Annotated in this window: 16 protein-coding genes; 13 read left to right on the top strand and 3 right to left on the bottom strand. The window is 59.6% G+C overall.

All coding sequences use genetic code 11. The features are described from left to right. Window positions 1-185 precede the first annotated feature (185 nt). Both hemL and AC4ANK_RS05525 read left to right on the top strand, forming a co-directional pair. Window positions 186-1,469 (top strand): glutamate-1-semialdehyde 2,1-aminomutase, encoded by a 1,284-nt coding sequence (gene hemL, locus AC4ANK_RS05530; protein WP_002555312.1) that lies wholly within the window; start codon window positions 186-188, stop codon window positions 1,467-1,469. Window positions 1,470-1,765: 296 nt separating this feature from the next. Next, window positions 1,766-2,314, top strand: a complete 549-nt coding sequence (locus AC4ANK_RS05525) for a tetratricopeptide repeat protein (RefSeq protein ID WP_002555313.1) — start codon at window positions 1,766-1,768, stop codon at window positions 2,312-2,314. Window positions 2,315-2,347: 33 nt separating this feature from the next. On the opposite strand, the gene AC4ANK_RS05520 is transcribed toward AC4ANK_RS05525, so the two are convergent. Then, the gene (locus tag AC4ANK_RS05520; RefSeq protein WP_002555314.1) at window positions 2,348-2,674 is read right to left on the bottom strand and encodes a DUF1820 family protein; all 327 of its coding nucleotides are present in this window, start codon (window positions 2,672-2,674) and stop codon (window positions 2,348-2,350) included. Window positions 2,675-2,805: 131 nt separating this feature from the next. Here AC4ANK_RS05520 and miaB point away from each other — a divergent pair, with 131 nt between their 5' ends. The 5 genes from miaB (at window position 2,806) to lnt (ending at window position 8,223) form a co-directional block, all read left to right on the top strand. Next, complete coding sequence (gene miaB / locus AC4ANK_RS05515) at window positions 2,806-4,134, top strand: tRNA (N6-isopentenyl adenosine(37)-C2)-methylthiotransferase MiaB (protein WP_002555315.1); 1,329 nt, start codon at window positions 2,806-2,808, stop codon at window positions 4,132-4,134. A 176-nt stretch (window positions 4,135-4,310) separates the two neighbouring features. After that, window positions 4,311-5,333 (top strand): PhoH family protein, encoded by a 1,023-nt coding sequence (locus AC4ANK_RS05510; RefSeq protein WP_002555316.1) that lies wholly within the window; start codon window positions 4,311-4,313, stop codon window positions 5,331-5,333. Then, on the top strand, window positions 5,326-5,826 hold the full coding sequence (ybeY, locus tag AC4ANK_RS05505) for an rRNA maturation RNase YbeY (RefSeq protein ID WP_002555317.1): 501 nt from the start codon (window positions 5,326-5,328) through the stop codon (window positions 5,824-5,826). The genes AC4ANK_RS05510 and ybeY overlap by 8 nt, the downstream gene beginning before the upstream one ends. Before the next feature lie 5 nt (window positions 5,827-5,831). Further along, window positions 5,832-6,674, top strand: coding sequence for a CorC family transporter (locus AC4ANK_RS05500; RefSeq protein WP_002555318.1), 843 nt, complete (start codon window positions 5,832-5,834; stop codon window positions 6,672-6,674). Window positions 6,675-6,702: 28 nt separating this feature from the next. Next, window positions 6,703-8,223: an apolipoprotein N-acyltransferase gene (gene lnt, locus AC4ANK_RS05495; RefSeq protein ID WP_031594977.1), complete on the top strand. Its 1,521-nt coding sequence runs from the start codon at window positions 6,703-6,705 to the stop codon at window positions 8,221-8,223. A 48-nt stretch (window positions 8,224-8,271) separates the two neighbouring features. Here the strand turns inward: lnt and AC4ANK_RS05490 are convergent, their stop codons facing one another. Both AC4ANK_RS05490 and AC4ANK_RS05485 read right to left on the bottom strand, forming a co-directional pair. Further along, on the bottom strand, window positions 8,272-9,042 hold the full coding sequence (locus AC4ANK_RS05490; RefSeq protein WP_002555320.1) for a YdcF family protein: 771 nt from the start codon (window positions 9,040-9,042) through the stop codon (window positions 8,272-8,274). Between the two features lie 106 nt (window positions 9,043-9,148). Next, window positions 9,149-9,478 carry a hypothetical protein gene (locus tag AC4ANK_RS05485; RefSeq protein WP_002555321.1) on the bottom strand — a complete coding sequence of 110 codons (330 nt, stop codon included), beginning with the start codon at window positions 9,476-9,478 and terminating at the stop codon, window positions 9,149-9,151. A gap of 311 nt (window positions 9,479-9,789) precedes the next feature. On the opposite strand from AC4ANK_RS05485, the gene leuS reads away from it, so the two are divergent. The 6 genes from leuS to AC4ANK_RS05455 all read left to right on the top strand — a co-directional run bounded on the left by leuS (window position 9,790) and on the right by AC4ANK_RS05455 (window position 16,243). Continuing rightward, on the top strand, window positions 9,790-12,396 hold the full coding sequence (gene leuS / locus AC4ANK_RS05480) for a leucine--tRNA ligase (RefSeq protein WP_002555322.1): 2,607 nt from the start codon (window positions 9,790-9,792) through the stop codon (window positions 12,394-12,396). A gap of 89 nt (window positions 12,397-12,485) precedes the next feature. After that, window positions 12,486-13,091 carry an LPS-assembly lipoprotein LptE gene (locus AC4ANK_RS05475; RefSeq protein WP_002555323.1) on the top strand — a complete coding sequence of 202 codons (606 nt, stop codon included), beginning with the start codon at window positions 12,486-12,488 and terminating at the stop codon, window positions 13,089-13,091. A gap of 41 nt (window positions 13,092-13,132) precedes the next feature. Beyond that, window positions 13,133-14,170: a DNA polymerase III subunit delta gene (gene holA / locus AC4ANK_RS05470; protein ID WP_002555324.1), complete on the top strand. Its 1,038-nt coding sequence runs from the start codon at window positions 13,133-13,135 to the stop codon at window positions 14,168-14,170. Between the two features lie 6 nt (window positions 14,171-14,176). Next, window positions 14,177-14,392: a hypothetical protein gene (locus AC4ANK_RS05465; protein ID WP_080718857.1), complete on the top strand. Its 216-nt coding sequence runs from the start codon at window positions 14,177-14,179 to the stop codon at window positions 14,390-14,392. Between the two features lie 274 nt (window positions 14,393-14,666). After that, a complete protein-coding gene (gene arfA, locus AC4ANK_RS05460; RefSeq protein WP_002555325.1) occupies window positions 14,667-14,822 on the top strand; it encodes an alternative ribosome rescue factor ArfA in 156 nt (51 codons plus the stop codon). Between the two features lie 83 nt (window positions 14,823-14,905). After that, window positions 14,906-16,243: a lytic murein transglycosylase gene (locus tag AC4ANK_RS05455; protein WP_002555326.1), complete on the top strand. Its 1,338-nt coding sequence runs from the start codon at window positions 14,906-14,908 to the stop codon at window positions 16,241-16,243. The last annotated feature ends 38 nt before the right edge of the window (window positions 16,244-16,281 follow it).

Here is a 16,281-nt window from a genome sequence, read left to right as displayed (position 1 = left end):
CACCGCCCCCTTCGCGAGCAAGCTCGCTCCCACGAGTACGTGGATCCTTCTTCATTTGATATAGTGCGCGTTCCTGCGCCTTCTCTGGCTCATGCCACTCAATAAAGCAGCCTGCTCTAAAGCTGCCCGCCTCGGCTGACCCCAGCGTAGACACGAATTCCCCGTTTCAAAGCAGAGACCCGATCATGTCCCGTTCCGAAACACTGTTCGCCAACGCCCAAAAACACATCCCCGGTGGCGTCAATTCGCCGGTTCGTGCTTTCAAAAGCGTGGGTGGCACGCCGCTGTTCTTCAAGCACGCTGCGGGCGCTTACGTGACTGACGAAGACGACAAACGCTATGTTGATTACGTTGGCTCCTGGGGGCCGATGATTCTTGGCCATAGCCACCCGGAAGTGCTCGATGCCGTGCGCAGCCAGCTGGAACACGGCCTGTCTTACGGCGCACCGACGGCCATGGAAACCGAAATGGCCGATCTGGTCTGCGCACTGGTGCCGTCCATGGAAATGGTCCGCATGGTGAGCTCCGGCACTGAAGCGACCATGAGCGCGATCCGTCTGGCCCGAGGCTTTACCGGCCGCGACAGCATCATCAAGTTCGAGGGCTGCTACCACGGTCACTCCGACAGCCTGCTGGTCAAGGCCGGCTCCGGTGCCCTTACCCTGGGCGTACCCAGTTCGCCTGGCGTACCGGCAGCGTTTGCGAAACACACTCTGACCGTGCCCTTCAACAACCTCGACGCCGTGCGTGACCTGTTGGCTGAAGTGGGTCAGGAAGTGGCGTGCATCATCGTCGAGCCCGTTGCTGGCAACATGAACTGCGTGCCGCCCGCGCCTGGCTACCTGCAAGGTCTGCGCGACCTGTGCGACGAGCACGGCGTGGTGCTGATTTTCGATGAAGTGATGACCGGTTTCCGCGTAGCCCTCGGTGGCGCACAGGCTTACTACGGCGTGACGCCCGACCTGAGCACCTTCGGCAAGATCATCGGTGGCGGTATGCCGGTCGGCTGCTTTGGCGGCAAACGCGAAATCATGTCGCACATCGCACCGCTTGGTCCGGTCTATCAGGCGGGCACCCTGTCGGGTAACCCGTTGGCGATGGCCGCTGGCCTGACTACCCTGCGCCTGATCAGCCGCCCGGGCTTTCACGATGAATTGAGCGACTACACCCGTCGCCTGCTTGAAGGCCTGCAACAGCGCGCCGATGCAGCAGGTATTGCGTTCGTGACAACCCAGGCGGGTGGCATGTTCGGCCTGTACTTCAGTGAAGCGCGTGAAATCGTAACGTTTGAAGACGTGATGACCAGCGATGCCGAGCGTTTCAAACGTTTCTTCCACTTGATGCTGGAGGGCGGCGTGTACCTCGCGCCGAGCGCATTCGAAGCCGGCTTCACCTCCATCGCCCACGGCGATGCCGAGTTGAAACTGACACTAGATGCCGCGGAAAAAGCGTTTGCTGCGCTGAAATAAGCTCGTCAGACTCACCCGCGCCGGGTGTCATTGAACCGGCGCGAGTGATGCCTGTGAATGAAACGGAACGCTAAGTACGTATTTTGCTTCTACAATGCAGTGCGGATGCTGCAAACACAGGTCACTGGAAGTGTTGTTTCAGGTAATGCCCCCCTAAAGAAGGGCGTTTTCAACGCCGTGCAGCAGAAAATCCGTAAAGACTTTGTAAGGTTGGCTCTGCTTATTTCATAATGCGCAGCCAGCACGTTTAGCTGGTCGGGCATGCCCGCACCTTTTTCAGAGGTAAGTCGACTCCCATGAACCGCACCGGCCGCACCCTTGTATTGGGCTGCCTGTTGCTTGTCTATCCCCTGCTGGCGACTGCTGGCGGCAACTCGTTGTTAATCCCGGCGATGGGTCGTTGCACCCTCAATACCCAGCCAGAGAACCTGCCCGCTGCGCTTGAAGCGTGCCAGCAGGCCGCCAAGGGTGGGGATGCGCAGGCGCAGTACGAGTTGGGTGAGTTCTATTACGAGGGCAGAAATGCACCTCGCGATTTGCCGCAGGCGCTGAATTACTTCGAGCAGGCCTCCTTGCAGGGCCATGCCCAGGCGCAGTATCAACTGGGCTTGATGTTCAGCCGTGGTGAAGGGGTGCAGGCCAATAATATTCAGGCTTATATCGTGCTGAAGATGGCAGCAGTCAATGGCTCGGAAGAGGCGCTGGATGCCGCCGACGAGGTATCGGCAAAGATGCAGCGCGACGAACTGGAAGTTGCCACCCAGGTGCTGGGGCAGATCTTCCGCAAATACCTGCTTGAACTGCAAACCGCCGAAGGGCGCAGCCCATTCTCTCCGCTGCCCTGACCAGCAATAGCTCAGGGCACTTGCGATTCAGACTTACTTTTCCGGCATCGGCATGGGAAACGGCATTACGTTGCTGCTGCCGCGCGCTTCGCTGATCTTCGGCACGCCCATGCGCTCGACTTCGTCGATGCGCACAATCGAATGCATCGGCACGAAACTGCGCACCACGCCTTCAAACTGAGCCTTGAGTTTCTCTTCGCTCGGGTCCACCACAACCGTCGTGCGTTCGCCGAAAACGAATTCTTCAACTTCCAGAAAGCCCCACAGATCACTTTGATAGATCTGCTTGGCGTACATCTCGAACACCTGTCCCTGGTTGAGGAAAATCACCTTGTAGATTGGAGCTTCGCGTTTGGTCATAACGGGCGGGTAACGATCGGAGATGGAAAAAGGGGCACGGACTATAGCATGTCCATCGGACAGCCAACGCTAGGAACCCAAGCCCTTCATCCTTATAATGCTCGGTTCACTGATACGGTTGATGATCACGCATGACCAAGAAGCTTTATATCGAAACCCACGGTTGCCAGATGAACGAGTACGACAGCTCGCGCATGGTCGATCTGCTGGGCGAACATCAGGCCCTGGAAGTCACCGCTCGCGCGGAAGACGCCGACGTGATCCTGCTCAATACCTGCTCGATTCGCGAGCGCGCCCAGGACCGGGTGTACTCCCAGCTTGGCCGCTGGCGTGAATTGAAGCTGGCCAATCCCGAGATGGTGATCGCTGTCGGTGGCTGCGTAGCCAGCCAGGAAGGCGCAGCCATTCGTGATCGCGCGCCCTATGTGGACGTGGTGTTCGGCCCCCAGACCTTACATCGCCTGCCGGAAATGATCGACGCAGCGCGTATCACCCGCTTGCCGCAGGTCGATGTCTCGTTCCCGGAAATCGAAAAATTCGACCATTTGCCAGAGCCGCGCGTCGATGGCCCGAGCGCTTATGTGTCGGTGATGGAAGGCTGCAGCAAATACTGCACGTTCTGCGTGGTGCCCTATACCCGTGGCGAGGAAGTCAGCCGGCCATTTGACGATGTGCTGAGCGAAGTCATCCACCTCGCCGAAAACGGCGTGCGTGAAGTCACCCTGCTGGGGCAGAACGTCAACGGCTATCGCGGAACCACCCACGACGGGCGGGTTGCAGATCTGGCGGACCTGATCAGGGTGGTTGCCGCGGTCGATGGCATCGACCGCATTCGCTACACCACCTCGCACCCGCTGGAGTTTTCCGACAGCCTGATTCAGGCCCATGCGGAGGTGCCGGAGCTGGTCAAACACCTGCACTTGCCGGTGCAGTCGGGTTCCGACCGCATTCTGGCGGCCATGAAGCGCAACCACACCACGCTGGAATACAAGTCCCGCTTGCGCAAGCTCAGGGCGGCCGTGCCGGGCATCAGTATCAGTTCCGACTTCATCGTTGGCTTCCCCGGCGAGACCGAAAAAGATTTCGACAACACCATGAAGCTGATTGAAGACGTGGGTTTCGACTTCTCGTTCTCGTTCGTCTACAGCCCGCGCCCGGGTACGCCTGCCGCAGATCTGAAAGACGACACGCCAGAAGCGCTCAAGAAAGAGCGCCTGGCCGCGCTGCAACACCGCCTGAACCAGCAGGGTTTCGAGATCAGCCGGCAGATGGTGGGCAGCATCCAGCGCATTCTGGTAACCGACTATTCGAAGAAAGACCCTGGCGAACTGCAGGGCCGCACCGAGAACAACCGGATTGTGAATTTTCGCTGCAACAATCCGAAACTGATCGGGCAGTTTGCCGACGTACACATTGATGATGCGCAGCCTCACTCTCTGCGTGGCTCGCTGCTACAGTAAACCTTGAATGTCGCCGCAGAAACGAATCGCCGAATGAATTCGGTTCTGCGCGGTCCCTACCATTGAGCACGGTGAATCCCTGGCGCGGCCTTTAACAAGGCAAAGCTTTCACACAATCAGCGCCAGGGGTATTCTTCAATACATCTCAATTGCCGCCGGACGGCCATTAAACGACCTTGAACGCACCCATAGAACCTCATCGTTTCACCCTCGAGTCTTTCGAGGCCCATCGTTTCGCCAACCTGTGCGGGCAACTCGACGAGCACTTGCGCCTGATCGAGCAACGCCTGGACATCGAGATCCGCAATCGCGGCAATCAATTCGAGCTCATTGGCGATTCAAAACAAAATCACTCCGCCGAGAATCTTCTGCGCCGCCTGTACCGGGAAACCAAGGGTACCGAGCTGACGCCGGACATGGTCCACCTGTTCCTTCAGGAATCAGGCGTGGACGGCCTCGACAACCACCCTGCCGCCGAAGTCGGCGTCTCGCTGCGCACCAAAAAGGGCATGATTCGCCCGCGCGGCCTGAATCAGCAGCGTTACGTCAAGGAAGTCCTCAGCAACGACATCAACTTCGGCATCGGCCCTGCGGGTACTGGCAAGACGTACCTGGCGGTTGCCTGCGCAGTCGATGCGCTGGAACGCGAGCAGATTCGTCGCATCCTGCTGGTGCGTCCGGCGGTCGAAGCGGGCGAGAAACTGGGCTTCTTGCCCGGCGATCTGGCCCAGAAGATCGACCCGTACCTGCGCCCGCTGTATGACGCGCTGTACGAGATGCTCGGTTTCGAATACGTCGCCAAGCTGATCGAGAAGCAGGTCATTGAAGTGGCACCGCTGGCTTACATGCGCGGACGTACCCTTAATAACAGCTTCATCATTCTCGACGAAAGTCAGAACACCACTGTCGAGCAGATGAAGATGTTCCTGACCCGTATCGGCTTCGGCTCTACCGCCGTGATCACCGGCGACATCACCCAGGTCGACCTGCCCAAGGGCACCCGGTCGGGGCTGACGCATGTCATTGATGTGCTCAAGGACGTGCCGGGCATCAGCTTCACGCATTTCAAACCCAAGGATGTGGTTCGCCACCCGCTGGTGCAGCGCATTGTCGAGGCCTATGAGCGCTTCGACGATCAGCTCAGCGACGGTTCGTCGGGCAACAACAGTTACCCACGGGACAAGAACCGCGATGCTTGAGCTGGACCTGCAGATTGCAAGCGAAACAAGCGCCCCCGACGAAGCCCGATTCCGCCTCTGGTGTGAAATGGGCCTGCGCCAGCGCAGTGCCGATTCCGAGCTGACCATCCGCCTCGTCGACGAAAACGAAGGGCGCGAGCTCAATCACACTTGGCGACATAAAAATTACGCTACAAATGTGCTTTCATTCCCGGCGGATGTTCCAGACGACATGCTGGACATCCCGTTGCTGGGCGACCTGGTCATCTGCGTCCCGGTGGTCAACCGCGAAGCTGCTGAACAAGGCAAGTCCGTCGACGCGCACTGGGCACATATGGTCATTCATGGCTGCCTTCATCTGCTGGGTTACGACCACATCGATGATGAAGAAGCCGAAGAAATGGAAGCACTGGAACGAACGTTGCTTGAGGAGCTGGGCTACCCCGACCCTTACGCAGAAGATGAAAGTGCCGACCACCCCCATTCAGACACACCAAGCAAGGACCACGAGTAAGGGCTATGAGCGAAGACCGATCGAGCAACGGGCAAAAGTCATGGTTGGGTAAACTGACCCAGGCCTTTGTCCATGAGCCGAAAAACCGCCAGGAGCTGCTTGAGCTGCTGCGCGAAGCCCACCAGAACAAACTGCTGGACAGCGAAGCGCTGGCCATCGTCGAGGGCGCCATTCAAGTGGCTGACCTGCAAGTGCGCGACATCATGGTGCCGCGCTCGCAGATGATCAGCATCAAGGCGACCCAGACACCCCGTGAGTTCCTGCCTGCGGTCATCGATGCTGCGCACTCGCGCTACCCGGTGATCGGCGAGAGCCACGATGACGTGCTCGGTGTGCTGCTGGCCAAGGATCTGCTGCCTCTGATCCTTAAAGCCGACGGCGACAGCGACGACGTCAAGAAGCTGCTGCGTCCCGCTACGTTCGTGCCCGAATCCAAGCGCCTCAACGTGCTGTTGCGCGAGTTTCGCGCCAACCACAATCACATGGCCATCGTCATTGACGAATACGGTGGTGTGGCAGGTTTGGTGACTATCGAAGACGTGCTGGAACAGATCGTCGGCGATATCGAAGATGAGCATGACGTCGAGGAAGACAGCTATATCAAGCCACTGCCCAGCGGTGACTTTCTGGTCAAGGCCCTCACGCCGGTCGAGAATTTCAACGAATTCTTCGACAGTGCGTTCTCCGATGACGAGTTCGACACCGTGGGCGGTCTGGTGATGAATGCCTTCGGCCATCTGCCCAAGCGCAACGAAATCACTGAAATCGGTGCGTATCGTTTCCGCATCCTGAGCGCTGACAGCCGTCGCATTCATTTGCTGCGCGTGACTCCCATTTCACGTCCGTAACCACTTGATGCTGTTTTAAGGAATCTACATGCGCTGGATAACCCGCCCCGGCTGGCCCGGTAACCTGCTGGCCCTGGCGGCTGGCGGGCTCACGACCCTGGCCCTGGCGCCCTTCGACTTCTGGCCGCTGGTGCTGGTGTCAGTGGCCCTCTTCTATCTGGGGCTGCGCGAGCTGAATCCGCGCCAGGCGCTGGCTCGTGGCTGGTGTTACGGCTTTGGCCTGTACGGCGCGGGCACCAGCTGGATCTACGTCAGCATCCATACCTACGGTGGTGCTTCGGTACTGCTGGCCGGGCTGCTGATGCTGCTGTTCATCGCCGCAATTGCCCTGTTTTTCGCCCTGCCCGCCTGGGTCTGGGCGCGCTGGCTACGGCGCAACGAAGCGCCGCTGGCCGATGCACTTGCGTTTGCAGCACTATGGCTGTGGCAGGAGGCATTTCGCGGCTGGTTCCTTACCGGCTTCCCGTGGCTTTATTCCGGTTACATCCAGCTTGACGGACCACTTGCCGGGCTCGCCCCGGTCGGTGGTGTATGGCTAATCTCGTTCTCGCTGGGCCTGACTGCCGCACTGTTGTGCAACCTGCACCGCTTGCGGGCACGCAAATCGTTCCTGGCGACGGGTGTGGTGCTGTTGCTGGCACCCTGGATCGCAGGCCTGGCACTCAAGGACCATGCCTGGACATCACCGTCCGGCCCGCCGCTGAAAGTCGCGGCGATGCAGGGCAACATTGAACAAAGCATGAAGTGGGACCCGCAAAAGCTCAATGATCAGCTCGCACTGTACCGGGACATGACCTTCCGTTCACAGCAGGCTGACCTGATCGTCTGGCCGGAAACCGCCGTGCCGGTGCTCAAGGAAAGCGCAGAAGGCTACCTGGCGATGATGGGCAAGTTCGCTTCGGACCGCGGCGCAGCGCTGATCACCGGCGTGCCAGTGCGTGAGCCGACCGGGCGCGGCGAGTATCGCTATTACAACGGCATCACGGTTACCGGCCAAGGCGATGGCACCTACTACAAGCAAAAGCTCGTGCCGTTCGGTGAATACGTGCCGCTGCAGGACCTGTTGCGCGGGTTGATTTCCTTCTTCGACCTGCCGATGTCGGACTTCGCCCGCGGCCCGAACGACCAGGCGCTGTTGCAGGCCAAGGGTTATCACATCGCGCCGTTCATCTGCTACGAAGTGGTTTATCCAGAGTTCGCCGCAGGCCTGTCGGCGCAAAGCGACCTGTTGCTGACGGTCAGCAATGACACTTGGTTCGGTACCTCGATCGGTCCGCTGCAACACTTGCAGATGGCCCAGATGCGCGCCCTTGAAGCGGGCCGCTGGATGATCCGCGCCACCAACAACGGCGTGACCGCGCTGATCGACCCGTTTGGCAGGATTACGGTACAGATTCCGCAGTTCGAACGCGGCGTGTTGTACGGCGAAGTGGTACCGATGCACGAACTCACGCCCTACCTGCGCTGGCGCTCATGGCCACTGGCAATTGTCTGCCTGCTGCTGTTTGGCTGGGCGTTGATGGCGGCACGGATTGCCAAAACCGTCTGAGTGCACGAAACCGGTATCGCCTGTTTTCAGGCGATACCGGCTAAAGAGTCAGTGGCTGGGCGGATAAATCCACGGATAAACCAGCAAGCCTGCCGCTTCATTAAGCAACACGCCGCTTTGCGTGAACACACGACTTTCAGGCAGCCAGCCTCCAAAGGGGCGAGCGTTGTCGACACCGAGAAAGCCGACCGGCGCACTCACCACGATAAAACCAGCCTTCTCGAAACTCCAGCGCGCTCGTTGCATATGCCAGGCTTGCGTGACCAGCACCACGCGCTTGATGCCTAGCGGTTGAAGAACCGCAGCGGTCATTGTCGCGTTTTCCCATGTCGTTCGGCTCAGCCCTTCCTGCCAGCGTGCCGTCACACCAAAATCATCGTGCAGCGACTGCGCAATGATCGACGCCTCGCTGGGCGGCTGATCAAAGTGCAAGCCGCCGGTGGTCAGTATTGGCAGCCCGGACGTTTTCGACAACCGCGCCGCCAGACGCAATCGCTCCAGCCCCAGACCAGTCGGTGTATCTGTGCCCCACGTCGGAGAATTGCGCTCACGGCCATTGCCCAGTACCACGATGGCGTCCGCCTGCTGCGCCAGTGTCGCCCACTGCTGCTGCGGCAAGGGCGGGACCCGCTCCATTTTACGGGCAGCGAATTCCACCGCTACCGGCAGGCTCATCAACCACAGCCCGCCAAGACCGACCGCAAAAAATGCCGCTGCCAGGCTCGGACGGGAACGACGCAACCACCAGCCAAGAATGAGCAGAACAAACAGGATACCGGGCGGCAACAGGAGGGTTTTGAGCAGGTAGCGCAAAGGCATCGGGACATCTCCATGGATGTCCGCAGCCTAGAATGTTTGAAGCCAGGCGACAACGCCTGAAGTAAGCAGGCCCTTCGCCTGCGCGCAGAAGCGAGATTTTAAATACTTAACTGTTGCGACCCAACCGTGCCAGGCCCTTGCCTCGTCGCCTGTCTTTCAGCCAGATGATAGTCGCTGACGCTCTGGACGGCCTGCCGAGATCCGGCTGGAAGACCAGCTGCTCCCTGACAGCGACGTCCGCAGCCCTCAGGCCTTTTTCCAGATAGGCTTCGATCAGCTGGAGTTCGGCACTGCTCAAGCCCTTGAGTTCAAGCTCGGCTGGCGACTCGTTTCGGAGCCGGACCGAGGTACTCGCCGTCTCGAGCGCAAGCCCGAGGCGGTCGATCAGACGCTCATACAGTTCGGACAGGCTTACTACATGCTGCAACTCGGTCATCCGCTCACCTCATCGAAGATAATCATCACCCTCGAAATTGAGCTTAGCGCTGCTGTGCAAACCGGCATGGAACTGCGACCAACGGGCAGATAGGGCTTTCAGCCGGGCTTTGAGCCCTGCGAGGCGCAATCAGGGTTTCCCTCGATAGACAGCCCTCATGTATGCTACTGCGCTTCCTGTAATTCCACTTCCGTGCTCTTGAGCCCGAACGCACCGCACAGACAGTTGCAATTGTCCGCCACGCGGTGCCGACCTGACTCGGCGAAGCAATGAAGAGGTCAAGGGTCACTAATCTTTAGTAAAAAGTAGCCATGCACGAACTCTATCAGCCCCGCGAAATCGAAGCCGCTGCCCAGACATTCTGGGATGAGCAAAAGTCTTTTGAAGTCAGTGAACAGCCAGGCAAGGACACTTTCTATTGCCTGTCGATGTTTCCTTACCCGAGCGGCAAGCTGCACATGGGTCATGTGCGCAACTACACCATTGGTGACGTGATCTCCCGTTACCAGCGCATGCTGGGCAAGAATGTCCTGCAGCCACTGGGCTGGGACGCGTTCGGCATGCCGGCCGAAAACGCCGCCATCGACAACAACGTTGCGCCGGCCAAGTGGACCTACGAAAACATCGCCTACATGAAGAACCAGCTCAAGAGCCTGGGTCTGGCGGTCGACTGGTCGCGCGAAGTCACCACCTGCAAGCCTGATTACTACCGCTGGGAACAATGGCTGTTCACTCGCCTGTTCGAAAAAGGCGTGATCTACCGCAAGAACGGCACCGTCAACTGGGACCCTGTCGACCAGACCGTACTGGCCAACGAGCAGGTCATCGACGGCCGCGGCTGGCGTTCCGGCGCGCTGATCGAAAAGCGCGAAATCCCGATGTACTACTTCAAGATCACCGCCTACGCAGACGAGCTGCTGGAAAGCCTCGACGAGCTGCCGGGCTGGCCTGAACAGGTCAAGACCATGCAGCGCAACTGGATCGGCAGGTCGCGCGGCATGGAAGTGCAATTTCCGTACGATCAGGCCTCGATCGGCGAAGCCGGTGCACTGAAAGTCTTCACCACTCGCCCTGACACCCTGATGGGCGCGACCTACGTCGCCGTTGCCGCTGAACACCCGCTGGCGACCCTGGCCGCGCAAGGCAACCCTAGGCTGCAAGCGTTCATCGATGAGTGCAAAGGCGGCAGCGTTGCCGAAGCTGACGTTGCCACTCAGGAAAAGAAAGGCCAGCCGACTTCGCTGTTCGTCGAGCACCCGCTGACCGGCGAAAAACTGCCGGTGTGGGTCGCCAATTACGTGTTGATGCATTATGGCGATGGCGCAGTCATGGCCGTGCCGGCACACGATGAGCGTGATTTCGAGTTTGCCACCCAGTACGGTCTGCCGATCAAGCCCGTAGTACGCACCAGCGCCGGCGACCAGACGCCTGCCCCATGGCAGCCGGCCTACGGCGAGCATGGCGAGCTGATCAATTCCGGCGAGTTCACCGGCCTGAATTTCCAGGCCGCATTCGATGCCATCGAAGCGGCACTGGTGAAAAAATCCCTCGGTCAGTCGCGCACCCAGTTCCGCCTGCGTGACTGGGGCATCAGCCGCCAGCGTTATTGGGGTTGCCCGATCCCTATCGTGCATTGCGATACCTGTGGCGACGTGCCGGTTCCTGAAGACCAGTTGCCGGTTGTCCTGCCTGAAGACGTAGTGCCTGATGGTGCTGGCTCGCCACTGGCGCGCATGCCCGAGTTCTACGAATGCAGTTGCCCGAAATGCGGCGCACCGGCCAAGCGTGAAACCGACACCATGGACACCTTCGTCGAGTCCTCGTGGTACTACGCTCGCTATGCGTCGCCGCATTACGAGGGTGGTCTGGTCGAGCCGAATGCTGCCAACCACTGGTTGCCGGTGGACCAGTACATCGGCGGCATCGAACACGCCATTTTGCACCTGCTCTATGCGCGCTTCTTCCACAAGTTGATGCGTGACGAAGGCCTGGTGACCTCGAACGAGCCGTTCAAGAACCTGCTGACCCAGGGCATGGTCAACGCCGAAACCTACTTCCGCATGGAAACCAGCGGCAAGAAGACCTGGATCAACCCGGCCGACGTGACTCTCGAAAGAGACGCCAAGGCCAAGGTTATCAGCGCGAAGCTGACCAGCGATGGCCTGCCGGTGGAAATCGGCGGCACTGAAAAGATGTCGAAGTCGAAGAAAAACGGCATCGACCCGCAAACCATGATCGATCAGTACGGTGCCGATACCTGCCGTCTGTTCATGATGTTCGCCTCCCCGCCCGACATGAGCCTGGAGTGGTCCGACTCGGGCGTCGAAGGCTCGCATCGCTTCCTGCGCCGCGTGTGGCGTCTGGCTCAGGCGCATGTCGCTCAAGGCGCATCGACCGGTCTGGACATTGCGGCACTGACGGATGACCAGAAAACCATCCGCCGCTCGATTCACCAGGCGATCAGACAGGCGAGCCAGGATATTGGCCAGAACCAGAAATTCAATACCGCCGTCGCACAAGTGATGACGCTGATGAACGTCCTGGAAAAAGCCCCGCAGGTCACCCCGCAGGATCGCGCGCTGCTGCAGGAGGGTTTGGAAACGGTCACCCTGCTGCTGGCACCGATCACGCCGCACATCAGCCACGAGCTGTGGACGCAACTGGGCCACAATGAGCCGGTCATCGACGCTGGCTGGCCTGCATTCGATGCAAATGCGCTGGTTCAGGACAGCCTGCAACTGGTGATTCAGGTCAACGGCAAGCTGCGCGGCCATATCGAAATGCCCGCCAGCGCCAGCCGCGAAGAAGTCGAAGCGGCCGCACGTATCAACGAGAACGTATTGCGCTTCACTGATGGCCTGACCATTCGCAAGGTGATCGTCGTGCCTGGCAAGCTGGTCAACATCGTCGCAAGCTGATTGGATCGGGCGCCAGGCAAACGCCGGGCGCCGAACATATTTCCAGGGTACGCACTGGCGGCCCAAACGGATTCAAGGGGAGCATCAAGATGATCAAACGCAATTTGCTGGTGATGGGCCTGGCTGTTCTGTTGAGTGCCTGTGGCTTCCAGCTGCGTGGCACCGGCACCACCGAGCTGGCGATCAAGGAGCTGGATGTCAGCGCGCGTAACGCCTATGGCGAAACCGTGACTCAACTTACTCGCCTGCTGACCAGTTCCGGCGTAAAGGTCTACACCGGCGCGCCTTACAAGCTCATGCTGACCAACGAAGCCGAAACCCAGCGCACCGTCAGCTACTCGGGCTCGGGCCGCTCGGCTGAATACCAGCTGACCACCACCCTGACCTATGAAGTGCATGGCGACAGAGATCGCTTCCTGCTCGGCGACAAGGTCAGCACGGACCGCTCCTACGTTCACGATGGCAACAATCTGACCGGTTCCGATCAGGAAGCCGCCCAGGTTCGTCAGGAAATGCGCAACGACCTGATCCAGAAATTGATGGCGCGCTTGCAGCAGATGACGCCGGCACGCCTGGAACAGCTGCAGGCCAAGGCTGACGCAGTTGCCAAGGCTGAAGCCGACGCACAGGAAGCCGCTCAGCGGATCCGTGACGAGACGCCTCAGCAGTCGCCCGTCGAAGTACCGGCCAGGTAAGTGTCCGGGGCCAGTCATCTGGCCCCGACATGCTCTGACTCATGAAACTCGCCCCCGCCCAACTGGGTAAACACCTGCAAGGTGCTCTTGCGCCTGTCTACGTGATCAGCGGTGATGACCCGCTGCTCTGCCAGGAAGCTGCTGACGCCGTGCGCGCCGCTGCGCGCCAGCAAGGCTTCGATGAGCGGCAGGTATTCAGCGCTGACGCCAGTTTCGACTGGGGTACGTTGCTTCAGGCCGGCGCCAGCATGTCACTGTTCGCCGAGCGCCGTCTTCTGGAACTGCGTTTGCCCTCCGGCAAACCCGGTGACAAAGGCGCTGCGGCGCTCATGGAATACTGCGCAAGGCCGGCCGAAGACACCCTGCTACTGATCAGCCTGCCCAAGCTCGATGGCAGTGCGCAGAAAACCAAATGGGGTAAGGCACTGGTCGAGGGTGCGCAAACCCAGTTCGTGCAGATCTGGCCGGTAGACATTGGCCAACTGCCGCAATGGATTCGCCAGCGCCTCTCTCAGGCAGGGCTTGCTGCGACCCAGGACGCTGTCGAATTGATCGCTGCCCGGGTCGAAGGCAACCTGCTGGCAGCCGCGCAGGAAATCGAAAAGCTCAAGTTGATGGCCGAAGAAGGCCAGATCACCGTCGAGACAGTACAGGCGGCCGTGGCCGACAGTGCACGCTTCGATGTATTCGGTCTGACCGATGCAGTGCTCAACGGCGAAGCAGCCCATGCGTTGCGCATGCTGGAAGGCCTGCGCGGCGAAGGGGTCGAAACCCCAGTGATCCTTTGGGCGCTGACTCGCGAACTGCGTGCACTGGCCAACATGTCCCAGCAGTTCAGTCAGGGCGTGCCACTCGACAAAGTGTTCAGCTCGGCCCGCCCGCCGATCTGGGACAAGCGCAAGCCACTGATGAGCAAAGCCCTGCAACGCCATTCGGCAAAACGCTGGAGCCAGTTGCTGATGGACGCACAGCGCATCGACGCACAGATCAAGGGGCAGGCGCCAGGCTCGCCGTGGAGCAGCCTCAGCCGACTGGCGCTATTGATGGCAGGTCAACGGCTGGCACTGCCTGCGGAGTGAGCTGTCATGTCCGAGCTTGTTCAAGAGTTACTCGAAGTAATCCTTCGTGCGATCTGCTATCCCGTTGGCTGGCCCATCGTGCGACTGTTGTCACGCGGTAGATATCCATCCAGAGGGTCGTGGTTTTCAAACACCGCAGAAGCAAACTGGACGGTAGCAACAGGGCTCGCAATTCTGGTGATCACCATGATGGCGTTGCTTCATCAATTCGATATGCCCTGATCGGCCTGCATTTCACACCCTCGTTATTACACAGCGGCCAAGCGCGCTTTTCAGCACCATACACATATCTCGTGGGAGCGAGCTTGCTCGCGAAGAGGTCAGTGCAGCCCCTGAAACTCGAGCGTTCGGACGATTGCCTTCGTGAGCAAGCTCGCTCCCACAGGTATTGCATTCAAGTCCGCCTCCCGCGTCATAGCACACGACTATTAGACACAAGCGCCGTTCTGCCCGATTATTTGCATCGCTTTACAACACCCATCAGGAGCACCCCGCCATGAGCAAGCCAAAGCGGCCGAACAAGGCCAAATCCATCATCGCCCAGCCATTGTTCCGCAGTCGTCAGGAACAACCCGCCAAGGGCAAAGGCAGCTACCGCCGCGAAGCCTTCCAGTCTAAAAGCTGGGAGGCTTCCTGCTTTATGGCGGCATGATATCGAGCAACATCTCCGGGGCGCTTTCAACCGCTTAGCCGTGTTATGGTCTGCACCTAACGGTAATACCCTTGGACTCAAGCATGCCTTCTCGTTTTACCCATCGCCCGCAGCTGCGCCAACTCATCGCTGCCTCCAGCCTTGTTGCCTTGGTAGCCTGCGCAGAAAAACCCACTGCAGCCGATGCCACGCCTCTTCAATCCAGCAAAGCACAGACAAACGCTCCTGCCGTAGCCCCTACGCCTGCGCTGGTCGTTGATGACAGCCTCACGATTCAACCCGCCGTCAGCTTCAGCGAATGGCAGGCCGGTTTTCGTGTTCAGGCGTTAAAGGCAGGTATCCGGGCGGATGTATTCGATCAGGCATTCGCCGGTGTCACTCCCGACATGAGCGTGGTCAAGGCCGACCGCAGCCAGCCTGAGTTCACCCGTCCGATCTGGGAATATCTGGACGGTGCCATCTCCGCCGCACGCGTGCGCAAGGGGCAGGCGCTGCTTTCGCAGTACGCTGACGACCTGCAGAAGATCGAGCAGCAGTATGGTGTGGATCGTCAGGCGCTGGTCGCGGTATGGGGCATGGAAAGTAATTTCGGGTCGTTCCAGGGCACGCAATCCGTCATTCGCTCGCTGGCTACGCTGGCCTATGAAGGTCGCCGTCCCGGTTTTGCACAGAGCCAGTTGCTGGCCGCGCTGGAAATCATCCAGCATGGCGACATCACACCGGACAAGATGCTGGGTTCGTGGGCCGGTGCGATGGGCCAGACCCAGTTCATTCCGACCACCTATAACACTCATGCCGTCGACTTTGACGGCGATGGCCGCCGTGACATCTGGAACACTCCCGCCGATGCCCTGGCCTCCACTGCGCATTACCTGCAAAGCTCTGGCTGGCAACGCGGTCAGCCCTGGGGCTTTGAAGTGGTACTCGGCTCCGGGTTTGATTACTCGCTGGCAGATTCGACCACTCGCAAGAGCCTCGCTGAATGGCAACAACTGGGCCTGAAACAGCCGGACGGCTCGGCGATTCCAGTCGCAGCCAGCCAGCAGCAAGCCGCCTTGTTGTTGCCAGCCGGTTATCGCGGGCCAGCCTTTCTGGTGCTGGATAACTTCCGAGCCATTCTCAAGTACAACAACTCCACCTCGTACGCACTGGCGATCAGCCTGCTTTCTGACCGGTTCAAAGGGGCCGGGTACGTAGTAGGTGCATGGCCACGCGGGGACACTCCGCTGAGCCGCTCTGAACGCATTGAACTGCAAACCCTGCTCTCGGCACGTCAATATGACGCAGGCGCACCAGACGGCATTATCGGTGCAAATACGCGCAAGGCCATTCGTAGCGCGCAGCAGTCATTCGGCTGGCCGGCAGATGGTTACCCGACGCATGAATTGCTGGAGGCCCTGCGCAAGCCTGTAGGGCAATAATCGGGAGGACGCAGAGCGTCCAGAACAGCATGCCCACG

The organism is Pseudomonas sp. Pmew2 (genome assembly GCF_058129885.1).
The sequence above is the reverse complement of the archived record's forward strand: the minus strand, read 5'-3'. Positions and strand labels throughout refer to the sequence as shown.